This is a genomic window from Clostridium sp. OM05-6BH (genome assembly GCF_003481635.1).
Taxonomy (GTDB): Bacteria; Bacillota; Clostridia; order Lachnospirales; family Lachnospiraceae; genus Butyribacter.
Map to the genome: position 1 here is coordinate 1 of NZ_QULH01000022.1, position 17,975 is coordinate 17,975.

The 17,975-nt window shown below is 41.1% G+C and carries 24 protein-coding genes; 21 read left to right on the forward strand and 3 right to left on the reverse strand.

The annotated features are described in order from the left end of the window. The 3 genes from DXB73_RS12585 to DXB73_RS12595 all read left to right on the forward strand — a co-directional run. On the forward strand, window positions 1-331 hold a 331-nt coding region (locus DXB73_RS12585), incomplete at its 5' end, for a macro domain-containing protein (protein WP_182448510.1). Window positions 332-351: 20 nt separating this feature from the next. After that, window positions 352-741, forward strand: a complete 390-nt coding sequence (locus DXB73_RS14980) for a DNA-directed RNA polymerase subunit alpha C-terminal domain-containing protein (RefSeq protein ID WP_242999696.1) — start codon at window positions 352-354, stop codon at window positions 739-741. Window positions 742-758: 17 nt separating this feature from the next. Beyond that, on the forward strand, window positions 759-1,217 hold the full coding sequence (locus tag DXB73_RS12595) for a hypothetical protein (RefSeq protein ID WP_117613580.1): 459 nt from the start codon (window positions 759-761) through the stop codon (window positions 1,215-1,217). Between the two features lie 45 nt (window positions 1,218-1,262). Here the strand turns inward: DXB73_RS12595 and DXB73_RS12600 are convergent, their stop codons facing one another. Then, window positions 1,263-1,463, reverse strand: coding sequence for a helix-turn-helix transcriptional regulator (locus DXB73_RS12600; protein WP_022171364.1), 201 nt, complete (start codon window positions 1,461-1,463; stop codon window positions 1,263-1,265). A gap of 85 nt (window positions 1,464-1,548) precedes the next feature. Next, the gene (locus DXB73_RS12605; RefSeq protein ID WP_117613581.1) at window positions 1,549-2,283 is read right to left on the reverse strand and encodes an XRE family transcriptional regulator; all 735 of its coding nucleotides are present in this window, start codon (window positions 2,281-2,283) and stop codon (window positions 1,549-1,551) included. 236 nt (window positions 2,284-2,519) lie between these two features. On the opposite strand from DXB73_RS12605, the gene dinB reads away from it, so the two are divergent. Both dinB and DXB73_RS12615 read left to right on the forward strand, forming a co-directional pair. Next, complete coding sequence (gene dinB, locus DXB73_RS12610; RefSeq protein ID WP_118691172.1) at window positions 2,520-3,770, forward strand: DNA polymerase IV; 1,251 nt, start codon at window positions 2,520-2,522, stop codon at window positions 3,768-3,770. A gap of 163 nt (window positions 3,771-3,933) precedes the next feature. Continuing rightward, window positions 3,934-4,176 carry a LexA repressor gene (locus tag DXB73_RS12615; RefSeq protein WP_117918753.1) on the forward strand — a complete coding sequence of 81 codons (243 nt, stop codon included), beginning with the start codon at window positions 3,934-3,936 and terminating at the stop codon, window positions 4,174-4,176. A gap of 171 nt (window positions 4,177-4,347) precedes the next feature. On the opposite strand, the gene DXB73_RS12620 is transcribed toward DXB73_RS12615, so the two are convergent. Further along, window positions 4,348-5,523 carry an IS110 family transposase gene (locus DXB73_RS12620; RefSeq protein WP_117715743.1) on the reverse strand — a complete coding sequence of 392 codons (1,176 nt, stop codon included), beginning with the start codon at window positions 5,521-5,523 and terminating at the stop codon, window positions 4,348-4,350. Window positions 5,524-5,815: 292 nt separating this feature from the next. Between DXB73_RS12620 and DXB73_RS12625 the strand changes: the two genes are divergently transcribed. The 16 genes from DXB73_RS12625 (at window position 5,816) to DXB73_RS12700 (ending at window position 17,913) form a co-directional block, all read left to right on the forward strand. Further along, window positions 5,816-6,070 carry a hypothetical protein gene (locus DXB73_RS12625; RefSeq protein ID WP_004611568.1) on the forward strand — a complete coding sequence of 85 codons (255 nt, stop codon included), beginning with the start codon at window positions 5,816-5,818 and terminating at the stop codon, window positions 6,068-6,070. Between the two features lie 155 nt (window positions 6,071-6,225). Next, entirely contained in the window at window positions 6,226-6,450 is a 225-nt protein-coding gene (locus DXB73_RS12630; protein ID WP_117918751.1) for a hypothetical protein, read from the forward strand. A gap of 170 nt (window positions 6,451-6,620) precedes the next feature. Next, on the forward strand, window positions 6,621-6,968 hold the full coding sequence (locus DXB73_RS12635) for a helix-turn-helix transcriptional regulator (RefSeq protein ID WP_117918749.1): 348 nt from the start codon (window positions 6,621-6,623) through the stop codon (window positions 6,966-6,968). 154 nt (window positions 6,969-7,122) lie between these two features. After that, window positions 7,123-7,491, forward strand: coding sequence for a recombinase family protein (locus DXB73_RS12640; RefSeq protein ID WP_117918747.1), 369 nt, complete (start codon window positions 7,123-7,125; stop codon window positions 7,489-7,491). Then, a complete protein-coding gene (locus DXB73_RS14610) occupies window positions 7,475-7,645 on the forward strand; it encodes a hypothetical protein (protein ID WP_182002590.1) in 171 nt (56 codons plus the stop codon). The genes DXB73_RS12640 and DXB73_RS14610 overlap by 17 nt, the downstream gene beginning before the upstream one ends. After that, window positions 7,635-7,985 (forward strand): helix-turn-helix transcriptional regulator, encoded by a 351-nt coding sequence (locus tag DXB73_RS12645; RefSeq protein ID WP_117918745.1) that lies wholly within the window; start codon window positions 7,635-7,637, stop codon window positions 7,983-7,985. Before DXB73_RS14610 ends, DXB73_RS12645 begins: the two co-directional genes overlap by 11 nt. Window position 7,986: 1 nt before the next feature. After that, window positions 7,987-8,406: a recombinase family protein gene (locus DXB73_RS12650; protein ID WP_117918743.1), complete on the forward strand. Its 420-nt coding sequence runs from the start codon at window positions 7,987-7,989 to the stop codon at window positions 8,404-8,406. Then, window positions 8,403-8,768, forward strand: coding sequence for a type II toxin-antitoxin system PemK/MazF family toxin (locus DXB73_RS12655; RefSeq protein WP_117918740.1), 366 nt, complete (start codon window positions 8,403-8,405; stop codon window positions 8,766-8,768). The genes DXB73_RS12650 and DXB73_RS12655 overlap by 4 nt, the downstream gene beginning before the upstream one ends. Further along, complete coding sequence (locus DXB73_RS12660) at window positions 8,761-8,988, forward strand: excisionase (RefSeq protein ID WP_243006712.1); 228 nt, start codon at window positions 8,761-8,763, stop codon at window positions 8,986-8,988. Before DXB73_RS12655 ends, DXB73_RS12660 begins: the two co-directional genes overlap by 8 nt. Before the next feature lie 81 nt (window positions 8,989-9,069). Next, on the forward strand, window positions 9,070-10,269 hold the full coding sequence (locus DXB73_RS12665; protein ID WP_117918736.1) for a site-specific integrase: 1,200 nt from the start codon (window positions 9,070-9,072) through the stop codon (window positions 10,267-10,269). Window positions 10,270-10,501: 232 nt separating this feature from the next. Beyond that, window positions 10,502-10,972 carry a low molecular weight protein-tyrosine-phosphatase gene (locus tag DXB73_RS12675; protein WP_118691148.1) on the forward strand — a complete coding sequence of 157 codons (471 nt, stop codon included), beginning with the start codon at window positions 10,502-10,504 and terminating at the stop codon, window positions 10,970-10,972. Between the two features lie 61 nt (window positions 10,973-11,033). Further along, window positions 11,034-11,294: a hypothetical protein gene (locus tag DXB73_RS12680; RefSeq protein WP_118691149.1), complete on the forward strand. Its 261-nt coding sequence runs from the start codon at window positions 11,034-11,036 to the stop codon at window positions 11,292-11,294. 322 nt (window positions 11,295-11,616) lie between these two features. Next, window positions 11,617-13,554 (forward strand): oligopeptide transporter, OPT family, encoded by a 1,938-nt coding sequence (locus DXB73_RS12685; protein ID WP_118691150.1) that lies wholly within the window; start codon window positions 11,617-11,619, stop codon window positions 13,552-13,554. Next, the gene (locus DXB73_RS12690; RefSeq protein ID WP_243104070.1) at window positions 13,554-13,925 is read left to right on the forward strand and encodes a PqqD family protein; all 372 of its coding nucleotides are present in this window, start codon (window positions 13,554-13,556) and stop codon (window positions 13,923-13,925) included. The genes DXB73_RS12685 and DXB73_RS12690 overlap by 1 nt, the downstream gene beginning before the upstream one ends. A gap of 223 nt (window positions 13,926-14,148) precedes the next feature. Continuing rightward, a complete protein-coding gene (locus DXB73_RS12695) occupies window positions 14,149-15,318 on the forward strand; it encodes a galactokinase (protein ID WP_022024197.1) in 1,170 nt (389 codons plus the stop codon). A 48-nt stretch (window positions 15,319-15,366) separates the two neighbouring features. Further along, window positions 15,367-17,913: an EAL domain-containing protein gene (locus tag DXB73_RS12700; RefSeq protein WP_118691152.1), complete on the forward strand. Its 2,547-nt coding sequence runs from the start codon at window positions 15,367-15,369 to the stop codon at window positions 17,911-17,913. Window positions 17,914-17,975: the final 62 nt, after the last annotated feature.

A 17,975-nucleotide genomic window follows, 5' to 3' on the forward strand; every position in this document is an offset into this window, starting at 1 on the left:
AGAAAAGGATAGCATGTATGAACTGTCCGCAAAAAATGACCGACTGATATGGAATGGTGGCAGGGATAGAGAAGAGGAACTTCTTGCTAACTGCTATTTTAATTCTATGAATCTGGCAATGGATAATGGAATTAGGTCTATTGCATTTCCTTCCATATCAACGGGAGTATATAGTTTTCCGGTTGAGTTAGCGGCAAAGATTGCAGTACATACAGTAAACAGATTTTTGCAGGACAATCCGGATAGCTTTGATCTGGTGGAATGGGTGCTATTTGATACTCATACTGAATCAGTGTACGAAGCTGAGGTTGATAAGTTATACGACAAATAAAATGACGAAAGGGAGCTTTTATGTACGCTGAAAAAACAGATTATGATGATATTGAAATGTCGAGCAGATTACGGAATATCCTAAGAAGAAATGGATTTGAGTCATTGGAAGGATTGAGAGAATATCCAAAGGAGCATTTTATAAAGTTTCGCAATATGGGGCAGGCAACATTGCAGGAATTATATCAGATTTGTGAAGAGCAAGGCATAAAGCTTCGTAGTGTAGAAGATCTGAATGATAGGGAACATGGAGTCATATTTGATGACTTTCTATGTTTGGATGCGTTTGGAATGGGGATAAAAAGCAAGGATGATTTGAAAAGATATAGTCTTGAGAAACTTGAAAAGATGTGTCCTAAGGATAAGAGACTATTTGTTAGATTTAAAAAGTTGAAAGCAATTTATGGTTAATTTGCGAAAGGAGAACTATGGAAAAAAGATACTATATTGATGGTAAATGTGTTTTAAGTTATGATGACGATGTATTTTCCACTGATGATGATTATACAAATATTAAAGAATTGTTTATTTATCCAGCGGTTGATAAAGTGTATGTAAAATATTATGAGAAGCAATTGGTTCAGCAAGTCCTTGAGAAAACACTTAAAAAGAACGATTCGATATTTAATACATACTGTGCTATAAAAGAATTAATAAAAGACGAACCAATAAGTGTAGATTATGTTCAATCTGAGGAGGATACATTATTAAAAAATCTTATGAGGAAAAATTTGAATAGTGATGAATATGTTGAATTTGAAAAGTTGCTTGATGAAGCTGGTATTAATGCATGGCGCGAACAAGTTGATTTTTTGGGACGAGGAGATGGTATGATAGAACATATTTGGTGTGAATATGGAATAGATAAAAGAAGATTTTCAGTTTAAGAAAGATAGCGGAGCGAGCTGAATATTGAGCTCACTCGCTCCACGTTATTCCTCTACATGAAATACATCTTCCACCAGCATATTAAAGTACTTAGATACTCGTAGCATAAATTCGGCAGATGGGGCGCCGTCCCCACGTTCTACCCTGCTGACAGTTTTGGTGCTGAATCCGATAGCAGCGGCAAGGTCATTCTGGTAAATGCCACGCTGTTCACGGATTTCTCTGATATTATTTGTGACCACCATAAAAAATCCCTTCTTTCAGTTCTATAGATATTTTCTTATTGTCAATTATGCAAAAAAATGTGTCCAATAAAAAGGACTTGCGTTTTTATCGGCAATGATCGGTAAGAGCAGAAGCATCAGATTTTCCAAGAACTTTTCCAAATATGTCTAAGCGGTCATTTTCTCCAACCTTGATAGGTGCATACTTTTCGTTGAGTGAGATAAGGAAAATTCCGTCTTTGTCGTCCTTTAACTTCTTGATATAGGCTTCTCCGTTCAGAGCGAAGATGCCGATTTCTCCATTAGCAACAGATTCCTGTTGCAATACCCATGCAATCTGACCATCGTGGAATTCAGGTTCCATACTGTCACCACTAATGCGTACACCGAAAGTTGTATCTTCCGGCAGAATAGATTCATCTATGCGTACAGTCTCTTTAGGTCCGTCTACGAGAAAGTTACCGGTTCCGGCTGATACTGCATTTTCAAAAATATCAATGCTTCTGAATGGAATTATCTTAGCAGTTTGCTTTTCATACATTCCGGATGCGTGGAGCAGATTGATATAATCCATAGCCTTTTCCCTGCCTTCATCAGTAAGTGATGAAAAAGGATCAGCAGGATTTACTCCAAAATATGCTTCATACATATTAGTGATACCAAGGATTCTACACACTTTGTAAAATATGGTAACGCTTGGTTCAGCAAGATTTCTCTCCCAGTTGGATATGGCTTTATAGGAAATCTTGATGCCTTCTTTTGCCAGTTCATCAGCGAGATCCTGCTGGAGCAAGCCTTTCTTTTTTCTATATGTTGAAATGATTTCTCCGATTGAGTACATACATACGCCTCTTTTCTTTCCAATTAGTTGATTTCTAATGTCTCTTTTCACTCCATAGTATATAGCAATAGTACCAATTATTCAAGTTAAAAATCCAATATAATGAGAAAACAGACACATGTGTCCGTTGACAGTCGATTATTCTTGGGGTTATACTATGCCCTGTAAGGAACATTACTCATATACTTGGACTAAAGGTTATGGTAGTGATAGATTAAATGCAGGAGGTTATGCAGATGGGAGACAGGGTAATACTTCATTCAGATATCAACTGTTGTTATGCTTCGATTGAGCATCTGCATCATCCGGAGCTTGCAGGAAAGCCACTGGCAGTAGGCGGTGACCCGGAGGCAAGACATGGGATTGTCTTAACTGCTGACTATATTGCCAAGAAGTACGGTGTGAAAACAGGAATGGCGCTCTGGCAGGCAAAGCAGGTCTGTCCGGACATAACATTTGTTTCACCAAGAATGGACTTATATCTTCGGTTCTCAAGGATGGCGCATGAGATATATGCAGAATATACGGACAAGCAGGAGCCATATGGAATTGATGAGTGCTGGCTTGATGTGACAGGGAGCAGCTCCCTTAAAGGGGATGGATTGCTCATTGCACAGGAAATCAGCAAGAGAATGAAGTCAGAGCTTGGCATCACAGTGAGTGTTGGTGTTTCTTTCAATAAGATATTTGCAAAGCTTGGTTCAGATTATAAGAAGCCGGATGCAATCACAACTATGTATAAGAGTGAGTTTAAGCAGAAGGCATGGGCACTTCCGGTAAGTGATCTGCTATATGTCGGAAGGAGCACGAATCAGAAGCTTGCAAAATTCGGTATCAGAACCATAGGTGATCTTGCAAGGGCAGATGAAGGGATGCTTAACAGCCACCTTGGAAAGATGGGCAGCATCTTATGGTCATTTGCTAATGGCTATGATGAATCACCTGTCAAACTGGAGAATACCCACGCTCCAATCAAATCGGTGGGAAACAGCACAACGACACCAAAGGATTTAGTATGCGATGAGGATGTAAAGATTGTTCTTTATATTCTGGCTGAGAGTGTTGCAGCAAGACTTCGTGAGAATGGATTCCGGTGCAGAGTGGTTGAGATAAGTGTCGGGGATAATGAGCTATTCTCTTTTACCCGTCAGAAAAAGATTGACCACGCAACGAATATCACCGGAGAGATAGCTGCATACGCTTATCAGATATTTAAGGAAAACTATAACTGGAGCAAACCAATACGCAGTATTGGTGTCCGAGGTGCAGACTTAGTAACAGATAATTATTGGGAACAGATTGATTTGTTCTCAAGTGTGGAGAAGCGTGAAAAGCAGATGAAGATGGATTCAGCGGTTGATGAGATACGCAGAAGATTTGGATTTTACAGTATCCAGAGGGGACTCATGTACCGGGACAGGATTCTGTCGGCAGTCAATGCAAAAGAAGAACACACAGTACATCCACATGGGTACTTCTCAGGTTAGCAACGAGAAGTGCCAGATAATCAAGGCGCAGATGTGTTGTGCTTGTACATAAACATATGGGACTTGGTTATCTGATACGGCGACTGCCGTGAGCGAAATGAAGCGAAGCGGAATTGAGCTGCACTACGAGTAGCGATAGAGTTAAAGAAGAGGGAGGCGGAACATGAGCGAAGCAGAAAGAATTGATCTGGTAGACAGAGCACCATTGACGGAGAAGCAGCAGAATGTGTATGAAAGCATTATGCAATATCAGAGAGTTAATGGTTATGCTCCTACTATCAGGGAGATATGCAAGATGGTAGGGGTGGCATCGACTTCAAGTGTTTATGCACATCTGAAAATATTAGAAGAAAAAGGCTATATAGCAAGGAAGATGGATGCTTCCAGAGCAATAGCAATCTTGTAAGGAAGACTAACTATTAAAAGTCAAGCCTTAAAATGATATTTTTTGAATAAAATACAGAAATGTATTTTAGATATATTTTGAACTCAGTTAGAGTTCCATGAACCTTGAAAACTGCATGACAAAAAGAGCATCGTGACAGGTGCTCAAAAAGGAGTATCGAATTAAAATTGATTAAGCTACTTTGATGTATTGTTGCTTTGTTTTTTCAAGATGATAAATCACTCGAACCAGCTTTTTTACAGCATGTGATATGGCAACGTTATAGTGCTTGCCTTCAGCTCGTTTCTTGGCAAGATACCCTGCAAATGTTGGATCCCAGTGGCAGACATACTTGGCGGCATTGTACAAAGCGTATCGCAGGTATCTGGAACCACGTTTTTCCATATGTGCGTAAGCACCATCCAGTTGTCCGGATTGATATGTTGATGGTGAGAATCCAGCATAAGCTAAGATTTTATCAGGAGAATCAAAACGACTGAAGTCACCAATCTCGGCAATGATCATAGCACCCATGCGATAATTAATTCCAGGAATACTAAGAATCGGTGAGTTGATTTCATCCATGATGACTTTGATTTCATTTTCGATTTCATCAATCTCGGAATCAAGTTCCTGAATCAACTTGATGGTGTGTTTTAGTTCAAGTGATTTAGCTGGCATATTTGAGCCAATAGAAGCCCTTGCAGCTTCTCTGAAAGTAATGGCAGTATCTTTACTATATCGACCTTTTGAAGCTTCCGAAAGAAGATTTGTAAGTCTGGTAAGATGTGCGCTGGCTACGTGCTTAGCACCGGGAAATTCAGAAAGCATTGAATAAACAGATGCCATATGAAGTGTTGGCACAAGCTTTTCTAATTCAGGGAATAAGATACAGACAAGTCTTGAGACGGAAGACTTTAGCTTGGCACGTTCTTTTACTTTATCAAAACGATAACGAGTTAATGACTTTAGCTCTTCGTTATGGTAAGATATGTCTGAGTAGGACTTTAAGTTCACATCAGACATGAGCATGGAAGCAATCGTGCGGGCATCTACTTTATCCGTTTTCGTCTGTCTAAGGCTTAGACTTTTTCTGTACAGATTGGTATGTAACGGATTGATAACATAGGCGGCCAAACCTTTATCAATGAGATATCCGAGAAGATTGTAACTATAGTGTCCAGTGGCTTCCAGTCCTACTTTTACTTTTGTTGCATCTTCCGTAACAGATTCAATTTTTTGATAAAGTTCATTGAAACCATCTAGGTTGTTAGTAATGGTAAATGGTTTAAACAACACTTCTCCATCAGAGTTGGTGATAAAGCAATCATGCTTATCCTTAGCGACATCAATTCCTACATAAATCATAATAATCTCCTTTGAAATGTATTAATGCTGTTTTAGAACCACAGGGTGCTCCTTGCGATTGTATCCTCGTTCTAAATAAACCGTCATGCGGTATCTAACTGATTAACAAATGAACAAAGAGACTGTGGTTGGAGCCTTCCTAAAACCATCAAGTGGTAGGTGATTGAAACCAATCCACAGCATCTTATATATCATAGTCGAACCTGCAGAAGAGGTAAAGAATAGACTATGACCTTAATAGTTATGAAGACCTTGGAGAGGGTCTATAAAAACTACTACTTTATAATACGAGGTGATTACATTGAGCAATAAGGTATATGTTGATGTACTTGCAGAATTTTCAAAGGACGGACTGCTCATTCCCAAAGAGATAACGTGGGAAGATGGCAGAAAGTATGAGATTACACGAGTAAAAGACAAGCGCAGAGCAGCCAGTACAAGGGCTGGCGGCGTTGGAGAGCGTTATACCTGTGTGGTAGATGGAAAGGAAATATTCCTTTTCTATGAAGATAACAATATGTGGTTTATGGAAAGAGCCGGAGCCTGATGTGATTGTGTGCTGACAGCACAATTCATATCAGTTGGCTTTAGATCAGCAAAGCCGGGGAATGTGCAGACATTCATCGGAACTCCCGGCAAAAGGCTTGCAAAGGTGATTTCCCTTTCCTTTACGAGTACAGAATTGTAGATTGATGATTTTGTATGAATAAGGAGCGAACTGAATTGAACAAAGGAAATGTTATAGAAATTAGATGTAAAAAATGCAACAAGTTAATGATGGAATACTTTGTATGCGGTGATGATTTCGCTGTGGCACTTCAGAATATTGGAATTAAGTGTGACAGATGCAAGCGAGTGATGATACTTAAGAAGTATTCCGAGGGAATGATGAAGGAACATTCTGAGAATGGGACTTTCAGAATATAATGATTGAAAATTAAATTACAGCCCACCTGATAAGGGCACATCGAAAGATGGAAGCACCAGAGACGCAGGGGAAACGAACAGTATTTATGATACTGGTTTCCTCGTGCGTCTTTTTTGTGATGTAAAGGGTAATCCGACTTGTTCGTTTCCAAGGGCGGCAAGGAGGATTTATGAGCAGTAAAGCACAGACAAGAGAAAAGGATTATGAGAGAGGAATACGAATTGCTGACAGGAGAAAGGCGATAGGATTATCACAGGATGAGTTAGCTCATAGAGTAGGTATAGGCAGACAAGCATTATCTGCGATTGAAAATGGTGGAGATTTTAAGACACAGACATTAGATAATCTGGCAATCGTACTTGGTGTATCTGTTGATTTCATAATGTATGGAAAGAATGAAGAAAATTCAGAACTATTATCTGAGGCAATGGATGTTCTTTCAGATATGGATGAATTGCAGATAAGACAGTGTCTTGCAATGATGAAAGCAATGAAAAGCGTGTCAGTTGAAAAGTGATTGTCGTGTTTACACGACATAATTGTCGCCTGTACACGGTCGGCAATTAAGGTGTGGCAGATTACAATATACTTGTGCTTGAGATACAGCACAGAGTTTGAAAGCGGCGTGCACAATGCTTTCTTTAATATTTCAATTAAGGAAGGTAATAGCCATGAAAAAGTATAACGGAAAAGAACTTTACAAAGGACTTTTGTTTATAAAGTCAATGATGAGTATGAATAATGTGAACCGACAGAAAGAACTTGATCAGACATATGCTTTAAGTGTGGGAATTGAGTGTGATCAGACTGTTGTAGATGATGGAGCATCTACATCGGTTGACAGACCTCAGATGCGACAGCTGATGGAAATTCTTGAGATTTCAGATTACAAGGTACTTGTCGTAGAAGATATTTATGAGATTACAAGAAATCCGGAAGATTTAAAGTCAATGATGGATCGCATAAATGATTTGGGTGTGACAATATTTGACCTTGGTACTATGAGTGCGAGGTACAACAATTATGCGATTGAGTGTTAGGAATTCAGGCAGGTATTCCTACATTGTATTTGCTTCTGAAACAGTGGTATTTGATGACTATGGGAAGCCAGTCATCAAATGCCCAACAGAGGCTGAGGCAGTGGAATACATCATGAATCGGTTAGAGAGTGAGGTTATTCAGGATGATATATGATATTTATGCAGTTGGTAATACTTTGAGAAGTATTAGAAATAAATATGGATATACACAGAATGATATGGCGGAGAGCCTTGATGTAAGTTATATTCATTATTCGCAAATTGAGCAGGGAAGACATCGGATGAGTCTGGAACTTATGCTGAAGATTGTAACAAAGTATGGAGTAGATCCTAATACATTGTTTGGAATTGAAAGCAGGGAAAAACATGAGAATAAAGATTTGTCTGTATTGGAAGATAAATTGCAGATGCTTAAACCAAATGATAGAGAATATGCAATGTCTACATGTTTGATTTTTATTGAAGGCTTAGAGGCAAGAAAGGAAGTGGTTTGAAATGAGAAGAGCAGGAAGAAAGAAAAAGCCACTGACCATACAGCCGATAAAGTGTGTTGTGATGTTGTCTTCTGATGAGGAGAATGACTGTATTGCAGCAGAGAAAAAGGAAAATAAGCAGTTGAAACGAATCATGGAATTTGCTGACAATAACAATCTTATTCCTATGAAAGTATTCCGAAGAGGAATTTTTGGACGACGATTAAGGGATGAAGTGTTTTATAAGGCAATAAGATATATGAGAGCAGGAAAGGCAGATGCGCTTATCGTAACAAATCTCGATGCTATTTCAGACGGAATAGCAGATTCTTATTTAAAAATAGGAGCAGTAAGGGAAGCTGGGTATAGATTATTCAGTGTAGATGAGAAGGAACCCAAGGTTGACTTGTATATTCCACCAAAGAGAGGTGATCTGCAGTGAAGATAAAGAGAAATATGATTGTGTGGGCTGAATTAAAAAGTGGACTCAGGCATATACAAGCTGGAAGGAGACCATGTATTGTAATAAGCTGCGACAAAGCAAACGGAAAATCACCTGTATACACAGTTGTTCCGGGGACAACTAAGTTGAAAAAGGATTATATTCCAGTACATTTCAATATTGAGCCTTCAGAAATTAGAGGATTTTTAAGACATACAACAATGTTTTTACCGGAGCAGCTTGTCACAATAAATGAGGAACAGATAATACAGACTGCCGGGATGATTGTCAGCACAGATGCAATAAAAAAGGTTGATGCGATGTTAGTCAGACAGCTGCAGATTGGAGAATATGATGGATGATGAAAATGAATTAGAGAATCAGAGTATAGATATTCCTATATGGAAGCGATATTTGCTTTCTGTAACTGAAGCGGCACAGTTTTATCACATTGGTGAAAAGAGACTTAGACAAATTGTAGATATCCATCCAAATGGGGAGTTTTATCTGTTAGTAGGAAACAAAGTTTTGTTTAAGAAAGAGAAATTTGAGCAATTTCTGGCAGAGTCAACTGCAATTTAATATGTAAAGTAGTAGAAAAGGGGGCACAAATGTGGTACAATAACCATGCTAGGGCTCTCTTTTTTGAAAGGAGACAAAGCTATGAGTGAGAAAAGACGAGATAATCGCAATAGAATTCTTCACGAAGGAGAGTACCAGAGAGCAGATGGACGTTATCGTTTTAGATATGTAGATATTCATGGAAATGAAGGGAATTTATATAGTTGGCGTTTGGACCATAATGATCCTATACCTAAAGGAAAGAAAATGGAGCTTTCTTTAAGAGAAAAGGAAAAACAGCTGGAACAGGATATGTTTAACGGACTTGTTCCAGGAGGTGGAGGACTTACAGTTCTTGAATTAGTGGAGAAATATGTAAGTCTTAAAATAGGGGTCAGACAGAGTACTTATGCTGGTTATAAGACGGTAATTAATCTGCTGAAAAAAGATGATTTTGGCAAAAAAAGAATCGACAAAGTGAAATTATCGGATGCGAAAGCCTGGTTGATCAAGCTTCAGAGGGTAGATGGAAAAGGTTATAGTTCAATTCATACTATCCGGGGAGTATTAAGACCGGCATTTCAGATGGCGGAAGAAGATGACTTGATTCGCAAAAATCCATTTGGCTTTGAACTGGTCAATGTTATTGTGAATGATAGTGTGAGAAGAGAAGCTGTCACAAGAAAGCAGGAGCGGGAATTTCTAAGATTCATAAAAGAAGATGCGCATTTTTGCAAGTACTATGATGCAATATTTATTCTCTTTAACACAGGACTTCGTATATCAGAGTTCTGTGGGCTTACAAAATCAGATTTGGATTTTAAAAACAAAAGAATACGGGTAAATCATCAATTACAGAGAACAAGTCAGATGCAGTATATCATTGAAAAGCCTAAGACAGAAAGTGGCGAGAGATATGTTCCAATGTCTGATGAGGTGGTGGCTTGTTTCAAGAGAATACTTAAGGACAGGGTCAATCCCAAAGTTGAACCGATGGTTGATGGAATGACAGGATTTTTATTCCTTGATAAGAATGATATGCCTATGGTGGCATTACATTGGGAAAAGTATTTCCAACATATTCGGGAAAAGTACAATAGCATATATAAGGTTCAGATGCCGCCGATTACACCACATGTGTGTCGCCATACATTTTGTTCTAATATGGCTAAGTCGGGAATGAATCCGAAGATGCTTCAGTATATTATGGGACACTCGGATATCAGTGTTACGATGAATACCTATACTCATGTTAAATTTCAGGATGCACAGGAAGATTTTCAAAAAGCAATTAATTCATAATGACCTGATGAAAATGAGAGAAAAATGGCTGAATGCCAGTATTTATCTTAATCCCCAATTTCTTACCTGTCGATTCCCAATGGCAGATTTGCCTTTGGTACAGACTTGAAATTTACCAAAGTTTTTACCAAAATTGATGACAAAAATATGCAAAGATATGCCAAAATATGCCAGAATAAGTGAAAAATGAAGAAAGGTAAAAAGGCTTGAAAAGCCCGAAAATACTGGAAATATGAGAAAAATCAAGATTTTATTTGTTTGCCACGGCAACATCTGCCGCAGCACAATGGCGCAGTTCGTCCTACAGGACCTTGTAAACCGTGCCGGATACATAGACAATTTTTACATTGATTCCATGGCGACAAGCACAGAGGAGATTGGCAATGGGCCGCACCACGGAACGGTCGCAAAGTTACGACAGGTTGGAGTCCCTGTTTTGGAACATTATGCCAAGCAGGTACGAAAAAGTGATTACTGCAACTTTGATTATATCATCGGAATGGATCAATGGAACTACCGCAATATGATGCGGATTTTTGGGAAGGATCCGGAGCAGAAGGTGTCCCTTTTGTTGGACTTCACAGATCGTCCCGGTGAGATTGCGGACCCATGGTATACGGGTAATTTTGATGAAACGTATCGAGATGTGTTGGATGGGTGTGAAGGATTTTTGGCATATTTGCGGAAGCAGGGAAAGTTATAAGACAGGGAAAGTTATGAGACAGGGAAAGTTATAAGATGGGAAGTATAGAAAAGAGGTAACGATGTTTGAATTTATACATGGACTTGGCAAAAATAAGGAGTTAGAGACGATCGTGCAGGAGATTGACTCGAATATTGCCAATAATTACAAGGATGCAGCGCAGGAGGCGTTTGTTCTTTTGGAACAGAAGTTTCAAGAGTTGTCGGACAAGGGACGATTAAAGGATAAACAGGTTACAGAGTATCAACACAAAATCGCCGCCTATCAAGAAACTTTGCGCGGATTTTCGCACAAAGACCAGAAACCATATTGGCATTCCTAAAAATGATTTCTGGTCCTGGCATATTTTTTTGGGTAGCGTGTTCCGATTTTAGGAAAACAAATTAGAAATTGTTGGGAAATTTTTTCATGAATTTGCCGGAATTTTCATAAAAATAGCATTCTTCTTGCTTTTTGAAAATTCTTATGATACAATTGAAAATGCTTGCGTTTGATGAACAGAAATCGATGTTATAAGGGCGCAAGTTCTTTTTTTGTCAAAAAGATTCTAGTGTTAAAATCGTTCTATTTGGTCTGGATTTGCCTGACAGGCTTTTTTACGACTTTGACGCTTTGGTCTTAGAATTTAAGGAGGTTTATTTATTATGGAAGAGAACAATTCTTTCAAACCCTACGTAAGTGCAGATAAGGTATTGCCGGAATTTACGCCGTCATCGATCATTATCGGCGTGCTGCTGGCAATTGTCTTTGGAGCGGCCAATGCTTACTTAGGGCTTCGTGTAGGTATGACGGTTTCAGCGTCTATTCCTGCAGCAGTTATTGGCATGGGGGTGTATAAGCTGATCGGACGTTTTTCCACAAAGAAGGACGATACGATCTTGGAAAGCAACATGGTGCAGACGATCGGTTCTGCCGGTGAGTCTTTGGCAGCCGGTGCGATCTTTACGATGCCGGCATTGTTTTTGTGGGCAGCTGAAGGCAAGGCGCAGATGCCTGGTATTGTGGAGATTGCTTTAATTGCAATGATCGGTGGTCTGTTAGGCATTTGTTTCATGGTGCCATTGCGCAAGGCATTGATCGTAAAAGAGCATGGAACCCTTCCGTATCCGGAGGGAACAGCGTGTGCAGAGGTTTTGCTTGCCGGACAGGAAGGCGGCGCCAATGCAGCAGTCGTGTTTATTGGAATGGGTGTTTCTGCTTTGATCAAGTTTATCGTGGACGGTTTCAAGGTTGTTTCTAATGTCGCAACATTGACGATCAATAAGATTCACGGAGAGATCAGTACAGAGGTTTATCCGGCATTGATCAGTGTAGGTTACATTTGTGGCTTTAAGATTGCTTCTTATATGTTTGCGGGTGCCATTCTTGGCTGGCTGGTGTTGATCCCGGCGATCTATTTGTTTGGCGCACATACGGTACTGTACCCTGCAACAGTTTCTATCGCAGAAGTATGGAAAACAAGCGGAGCGTCTGGAATCTGGTCGAATTATATCCGTTATATCGGCGCAGGTGCCGTTGCAGCCGGTGGAATTATCAGCTTGATCAAATCATTGCCATTGATCTGTCGTACCTTCGCCGATGCGATGAAAGGTATCTTCAATAAAGAAAAAATCGGCAAAGAGGAGCGTACGAACCGTGATCTGAATATGGGTGTAGTACTTGGAATGCTTGCTATTTTGATCATTTTGATCGCAGCACTTCCGGTCATTCCGATTGGTGTTTTGGGTGCTGTCATCATTGTTATCTTTGGATTCTTTTTTGCTACGGTTTCCTCTCGTATGGTTGGATTGGTCGGCAGCAGTAACAACCCGGTATCCGGAATGGCGATCGCAACGTTGTTGATCACCAGCTTGATCCTTAAAGCAACGGGTAATACCGGTGCGTCAGGAATGATCGCAGCGATTGCAATCGGCTCTGTAATCTGTATCGTTGCAGCAATGGCTGGTGATATGTCACAGGATTTGAAAACAGGATATATTCTTGGTGCAACTCCGGTGAAGCAGCAGTACGGTGAGTTGATCGGTGCGGTTGTTTCAGCAGTAACGATCGGTTTTGTACTTTACTTGTTGAATAGTGCGTGGGGATTTGGTACGGCTGAGCTTGCTGCACCACAGGCAACTTTGATGAAGATGATCGTTGAAGGTGTTATGGGCGGAAATCTTCCTTGGGCACTTGTATTTATCGGTGTGTTTATTGCAATTATGATCGAGTTATTATCTATCCCGGTTCTGCCGTTTGCCATTGGTTTGTATTTGCCGATCGAACTTTCTGCCTGCATTATGGTAGGTGGCGTACTTCGTCTGATCTTAGAGAAGGTTTATGACGGCAAAGCGAACAAAGACAAAGTTATCAATAACGGTGTACTTTGCTGCTCCGGTATGATCGCGGGTGAAGGACTGGTTGGTATTTTGCTTGCTGTTCTTGCTGTAGTAACGATTAAGGGCAAGACGGTTGCAAGCTTAGTGGATCTTTCTGGTGTCCTTAATTTGGGACAAGCAGGTGGCCTCGCAGTCATGGCGGTGATCATTTTGGTTGTCCTGAAGTTTACTATCTGGAGTAAAGAAGCAAAGGTAGAAAAATAGTGAAGAAAGACAATAATTTGTTGGATTATGTTCCGCGTATTCCGGAAAAACTGAACTGGACGGAAGACGATGAGCATCGGGTGACGGTGGATGTCGAGAACAAGGGTGTGTTTAACCGCATTGCCCAGAAATGTTTTGGGCGTCCGGCAGTCAGCCACATTGCCTTGGAACAGTTCGGGAGTTTCATTTGGAAACAAATAGATGGTGTGCATACGATTTATGATATTGCTCTGTTAGTGAAGGAGGAGTTCGGCGAGGATGCCGAGCCGTTATATGACAGATTGCTGGCGTATTTCCGTACACTGCAGGGGCATGGATTTGTGACATTGACACCATCAGACAAAGATACGAAAAGGGAAGCATCGAAATAGATGCTTCCCTTTTCGTTCCTTAATAGGAAACTGCTGTTGTGTAGCGTGACAAAAGCAAAGCGCTGGCTTTGCGTTTGTTCTTGAAAGAGACCACAAAATATTGTAAAATATAAGTTCAAAGAAATATTTGCGTCGGCGCATGGGACGCAGAAGAATGCCGGGAAGAGGTCCGTGCAAGCAAATACTACAAAACACATGATTTCCAGCGCAGAAATGAGGAGATATGAAGGATATTAAGAATACGATTTTGCAGAAATTCAGGGAAGTATATGGCGAAGGAGAGGCACACGCATTTTTTGCACCGGGACGTGTAAATTTGATCGGTGAACATACAGATTATAACGGTGGCCATGTATTCCCGTGCGCATTGACGATAGGTACTTATGCTGTGGCTCGCAAGAGAAACGACAGAAAGTTACGCTTTTTCTCGATGAATTTTGAACATCTTGGTATCATTACTTCCAGTCTGGATGATCTGAAACCATGCAGGGAAGCCGGATGGACGAATTATCCGAAGGGAATCATTTGGGCGTTAGGACAGAGGGGCTATGAGATCAATGAGGGTATTGACCTTCTGTTGTTTGGTAATATCCCGAACGGTTCGGGATTGTCATCTTCTGCATCTGTAGAGGTGGTTACCGGCTATATTTTGAGCGAATTGTTTGGACTTGGTATTTCAAATCAGGATTTGGCGCTGATCGGCCAGTTTTCGGAGAATAAATTCAACGGTGTGAATTGTGGGATCATGGATCAGTTTGCGATCGCAATGGGCAAAAAGGATCATGCAATCTTTTTGGATACGGCAGATCTTTCTTATGAATATGCTCCGGTTCAACTGGACGGTGCGAAGATTGTGATCGCATGCAGTAATAAAAAGCGTGGCCTGGGCGATTCGAAGTACAATGAACGCCGTGAGGAGTGTGAGACGGCATTGGCAGAGATTCAAAAGGAGATGCCGATCCAGACGCTCGGCGATCTGACGGAGGAGCAGTTTGAACAGGTGAAGTCAGCGATCAAGGATGATGTCAGACGCAAGAGAGCAAAGCATGCTGTTTATGAGAATCAGCGTACGATCAAGGCAGTGAAAGCGTTGCAGGAAAATAACATTGAACTGTTCGGACAATTGATGAACGCTTCTCACGTATCTTTGCGTGATGATTATGAGGTAACAGGAAAAGAGTTAGATACGCTTGTGGAACAGGCTTGGAAAGTAGATGGTGTCATCGGTTCTCGTATGACCGGAGCAGGATTTGGCGGATGTACAGTGAGTATTGTGAAAGATGAGGCGGTTGATGCATTTATTGCACAGGTAGGCAAGGCATATAAGGATAAGATCGGATATGCGGCAGATTTTTATGTCGTTGAGATTGGATCCGGTCCATGTCATTTATAGGATGAGATTTTCGAAAAGAAACTCTGGTGCAGAAAGGGAGGGATACGAATGAGCGATATTGAGACAGTAAAGACAACGGGGCAGATGGGTTTAGATGAACAGGACTTAAGACGCTTACTTAATATGTCCGAATGTGCGATGTTTGTGGCAAAGCCGGGATCGCAGATTGAGCTTATGTATGCGAATGAACGCTTTTATTCATTAATGCAGTGCACAAGAGAAGAGTTTTCAGAAATATATCATGGAAGTGTTATGGAAATGATCCTTCCGGAAGACCGTCAAAAGATACGAAATTTGATCGCCAGACAGACGGCTGTGGGGGGCAAGATTCAGTTAGAACACCGTGCGCGGCGCAAAGACGGAGCAGTGATCTGGGTGTCTGTTTCAGCGCATCCGGCAGATATGAAAGGGCAGAGGGTCTATTTTGCCTCATGTTTGGACATCACACAGTCGAGACGCAATCTGTTAGAAGCGTATGAGGCAAAACGAGATGCAGAGCTGATCTCCAATAGTATTCCGGGTGGTGTGATCAAGCTGCGCATGACAGATTTTAAGCTGTTGTATGCAAATGATGGATTTTATCGACTGGCTGGATATTCCAAGGAAGAATATCAGATTAATTTTGGAGACTATTGTGACCGTGTGTTGTATCCTGCAGATGCGGAAATGGTCAAAAGACAGGTCAAGGCTTCTGTAGAAAATCGTGGTTTGGTCGGCTTTGAGTATCGGATCATCTCCAAAACAGGAGATGTCTGCTGGTCTTATGTCAATGGATGTCGTATTGATGATGATAACGGAGAACCGGTATATCTTTGCATCATTATGGATATTACAAAGCGCAAACAGTTGGAAAAGCAGTTTGAGGAAGTTGCTGAGCGTTCGGACATTATTGCAAAATTCATGCGTGAGACGACTTGGACCTATGATATTGCGACGCGTGTACTTAGTCGTGGCGGCAATTTAGATGAAACATATTCTAACGAGAGTATTTTAGAGGGGCAGTTTAACGAAAGTCAGTTAGGAGAATTTTTACACCCGGATGACGTGGAGCGTTTTCGTCAGGCGCTTAAGAGGCGTGAAGAGGAACTGGGCGGTCATCGCGGTGTTTATCGCATGAAGGACAACCATGGAGAATATCGTCATATGGAAGTGGCGAGTGTCTCGGTGGGAGATGGTGTGAGTGATAAGCCGGTGAAAGTATATGGGATCACTCGTGTGTTGGATAATGCACTGGCAGATTCTGCGGAAGCAGAGATCGCGGCAGCATCGAACAACACGAAACTCAGTACGAAATTAATGCGGATCGCTAAGTCTAGTCAGGCAAAGTTTGAAGATACTTTGACGGGAATGATTCCGTATGCAAAGTTTTTGGACAAGGCAAGAGAAATGTTGGCAGAACGAACGGATGACAAGCGCTATGCGTTGATGTGCGCTGATATTGATGAATTTCGCAAGTTTAGTCATCATTATGGCTTTTCCATTAGTAATGAAATCCTGTTGAAATTTTCCAGGGTGCTTCAAAAGTTTGTGGAGCGAGGTGGCCTGTGCGCCAGAGTAGACGGAGATTATTTCGTTGCTATTTTCCCTTACCAGGATCATAAGACCTTGCTAAAAAAATTGTCTCGAATGATGCACTATCAGGATGAGATTACGAATGGGGAGAACCAGATCGGGTTTGATACAACGAATGGCTTGTATCTGGTTGAGCCGACGGATAATGAGCTTGGTGATATGCTGGAGAAAGCGGATCTTGCACGAAGAAGTATCAAAGGGATCAAAGGTAACCATTATGCGATTTATACCGATGATCTTCAGCAAGAACGTTTCCGAGAGGAACGGATCATTCAGGAAATACTCGATGCTATGGAAAAGCAGACAGTTGAAATATGCTATTTGCCGCGTATTCAGGGAGATAAAGAGAACGTTGTAGGCTGTACAGCGGTTGCACGGATTCAGATGCAGGATGGACAGTATTTAGAAACGGATGGCATTTTGCATTATATCGAACGTGGAGGAAGGTTGGATAAATTTTCTTATTTCCTGTTGAATCAGGTGTGCTGTAGCTTCGGCGCCAGAAAGGCAAAGGGATTGAAAACGGTTCCGCTTGCTATTCAAATGACGGCAAGCCAGTTGTCGGCACGAAATGCTTTGTCCATGATCGAAAATATTGTGGAAGTGCAAAATAAAATGGATCCGTCGGACTTGATCATAGAAGTGCACGAACGTTATTTTGCGGATATGACCAGTGCGCTGCAGGTGGCATTGGAGCAGCTTTGCAAGAGAGGATATCAGATCGTGATCAGTCGATTTGCATCCCATCACACGGCATTGCATTCTCTGCGCACGATCCCGGTCAAAGGGATCAAGTTCCATGCAGAGTGTTTTACGGGTGGCAAGAATGGCGAGCGTGAGAAGACGATCCTTAAAAACATTGTTATCATGGCAAAAGAGCTTGGGATGACCGTTTATTGTGGTGGCATCCACACCAAGCTTCAAGAGGAATACGCACGCGAAATTGGCTGCGATATGTTGGAAGGTGAGATCTTCTATGGAGCAATGCGTAATAATGTGTTTGAAAAGTGCTTCCTACAGTAGTAGAAGACACCTGCCGGATGCAGTGGCAGATTAAAAAATGCCCTGCGAGTCTTGACACATCA

Bases quoted from the DNA above. Each gene is read 5' to 3' on its own strand.
- DXB73_RS12615 (WP_117918753.1), top strand. From the start codon at position 3,934: ATGAGCGAAGCAGAAAGAATTGATCTGGTAGACAGAGCACCATTGACG.
- DXB73_RS12665 (WP_117918736.1), top strand. From the start codon at position 9,070: ATGAGTGAGAAAAGACGAGATAATCGCAATAGAATTCTTCACGAAGGA.
- DXB73_RS12660 (WP_243006712.1), top strand. From the start codon at position 8,761: ATGGATGATGAAAATGAATTAGAGAATCAGAGTATAGATATTCCTATA.
- dinB (WP_118691172.1), top strand. From the start codon at position 2,520: ATGGGAGACAGGGTAATACTTCATTCAGATATCAACTGTTGTTATGCT.
- DXB73_RS12695 (WP_022024197.1), top strand. From the start codon at position 14,149: ATGAAGGATATTAAGAATACGATTTTGCAGAAATTCAGGGAAGTATAT.
- DXB73_RS12630 (WP_117918751.1), top strand. From the start codon at position 6,226: ATGAATAAGGAGCGAACTGAATTGAACAAAGGAAATGTTATAGAAATT.
- DXB73_RS12635 (WP_117918749.1), top strand. From the start codon at position 6,621: ATGAGCAGTAAAGCACAGACAAGAGAAAAGGATTATGAGAGAGGAATA.
- DXB73_RS12600 (WP_022171364.1), bottom strand. From the start codon at position 1,463: ATGGTGGTCACAAATAATATCAGAGAAATCCGTGAACAGCGTGGCATT.
- DXB73_RS12595 (WP_117613580.1), top strand. From the start codon at position 759: ATGGAAAAAAGATACTATATTGATGGTAAATGTGTTTTAAGTTATGAT.
- DXB73_RS12640 (WP_117918747.1), top strand. From the start codon at position 7,123: ATGAAAAAGTATAACGGAAAAGAACTTTACAAAGGACTTTTGTTTATA.
- DXB73_RS12680 (WP_118691149.1), top strand. From the start codon at position 11,034: ATGTTTGAATTTATACATGGACTTGGCAAAAATAAGGAGTTAGAGACG.
- DXB73_RS12620 (WP_117715743.1), bottom strand. From the start codon at position 5,523: ATGATTTATGTAGGAATTGATGTCGCTAAGGATAAGCATGATTGCTTT.
- DXB73_RS12675 (WP_118691148.1), top strand. From the start codon at position 10,502: ATGAGAAAAATCAAGATTTTATTTGTTTGCCACGGCAACATCTGCCGC.
- DXB73_RS12650 (WP_117918743.1), top strand. From the start codon at position 7,987: ATGAGAAGAGCAGGAAGAAAGAAAAAGCCACTGACCATACAGCCGATA.
- DXB73_RS12605 (WP_117613581.1), bottom strand. From the start codon at position 2,283: ATGTACTCAATCGGAGAAATCATTTCAACATATAGAAAAAAGAAAGGC.
- DXB73_RS12685 (WP_118691150.1), top strand. From the start codon at position 11,617: ATGGAAGAGAACAATTCTTTCAAACCCTACGTAAGTGCAGATAAGGTA.
- DXB73_RS12645 (WP_117918745.1), top strand. From the start codon at position 7,635: ATGATATATGATATTTATGCAGTTGGTAATACTTTGAGAAGTATTAGA.
- DXB73_RS12700 (WP_118691152.1), top strand. From the start codon at position 15,367: ATGAGCGATATTGAGACAGTAAAGACAACGGGGCAGATGGGTTTAGAT.
- DXB73_RS14980 (WP_242999696.1), top strand. From the start codon at position 352: ATGTACGCTGAAAAAACAGATTATGATGATATTGAAATGTCGAGCAGA.
- DXB73_RS14610 (WP_182002590.1), top strand. From the start codon at position 7,475: ATGCGATTGAGTGTTAGGAATTCAGGCAGGTATTCCTACATTGTATTT.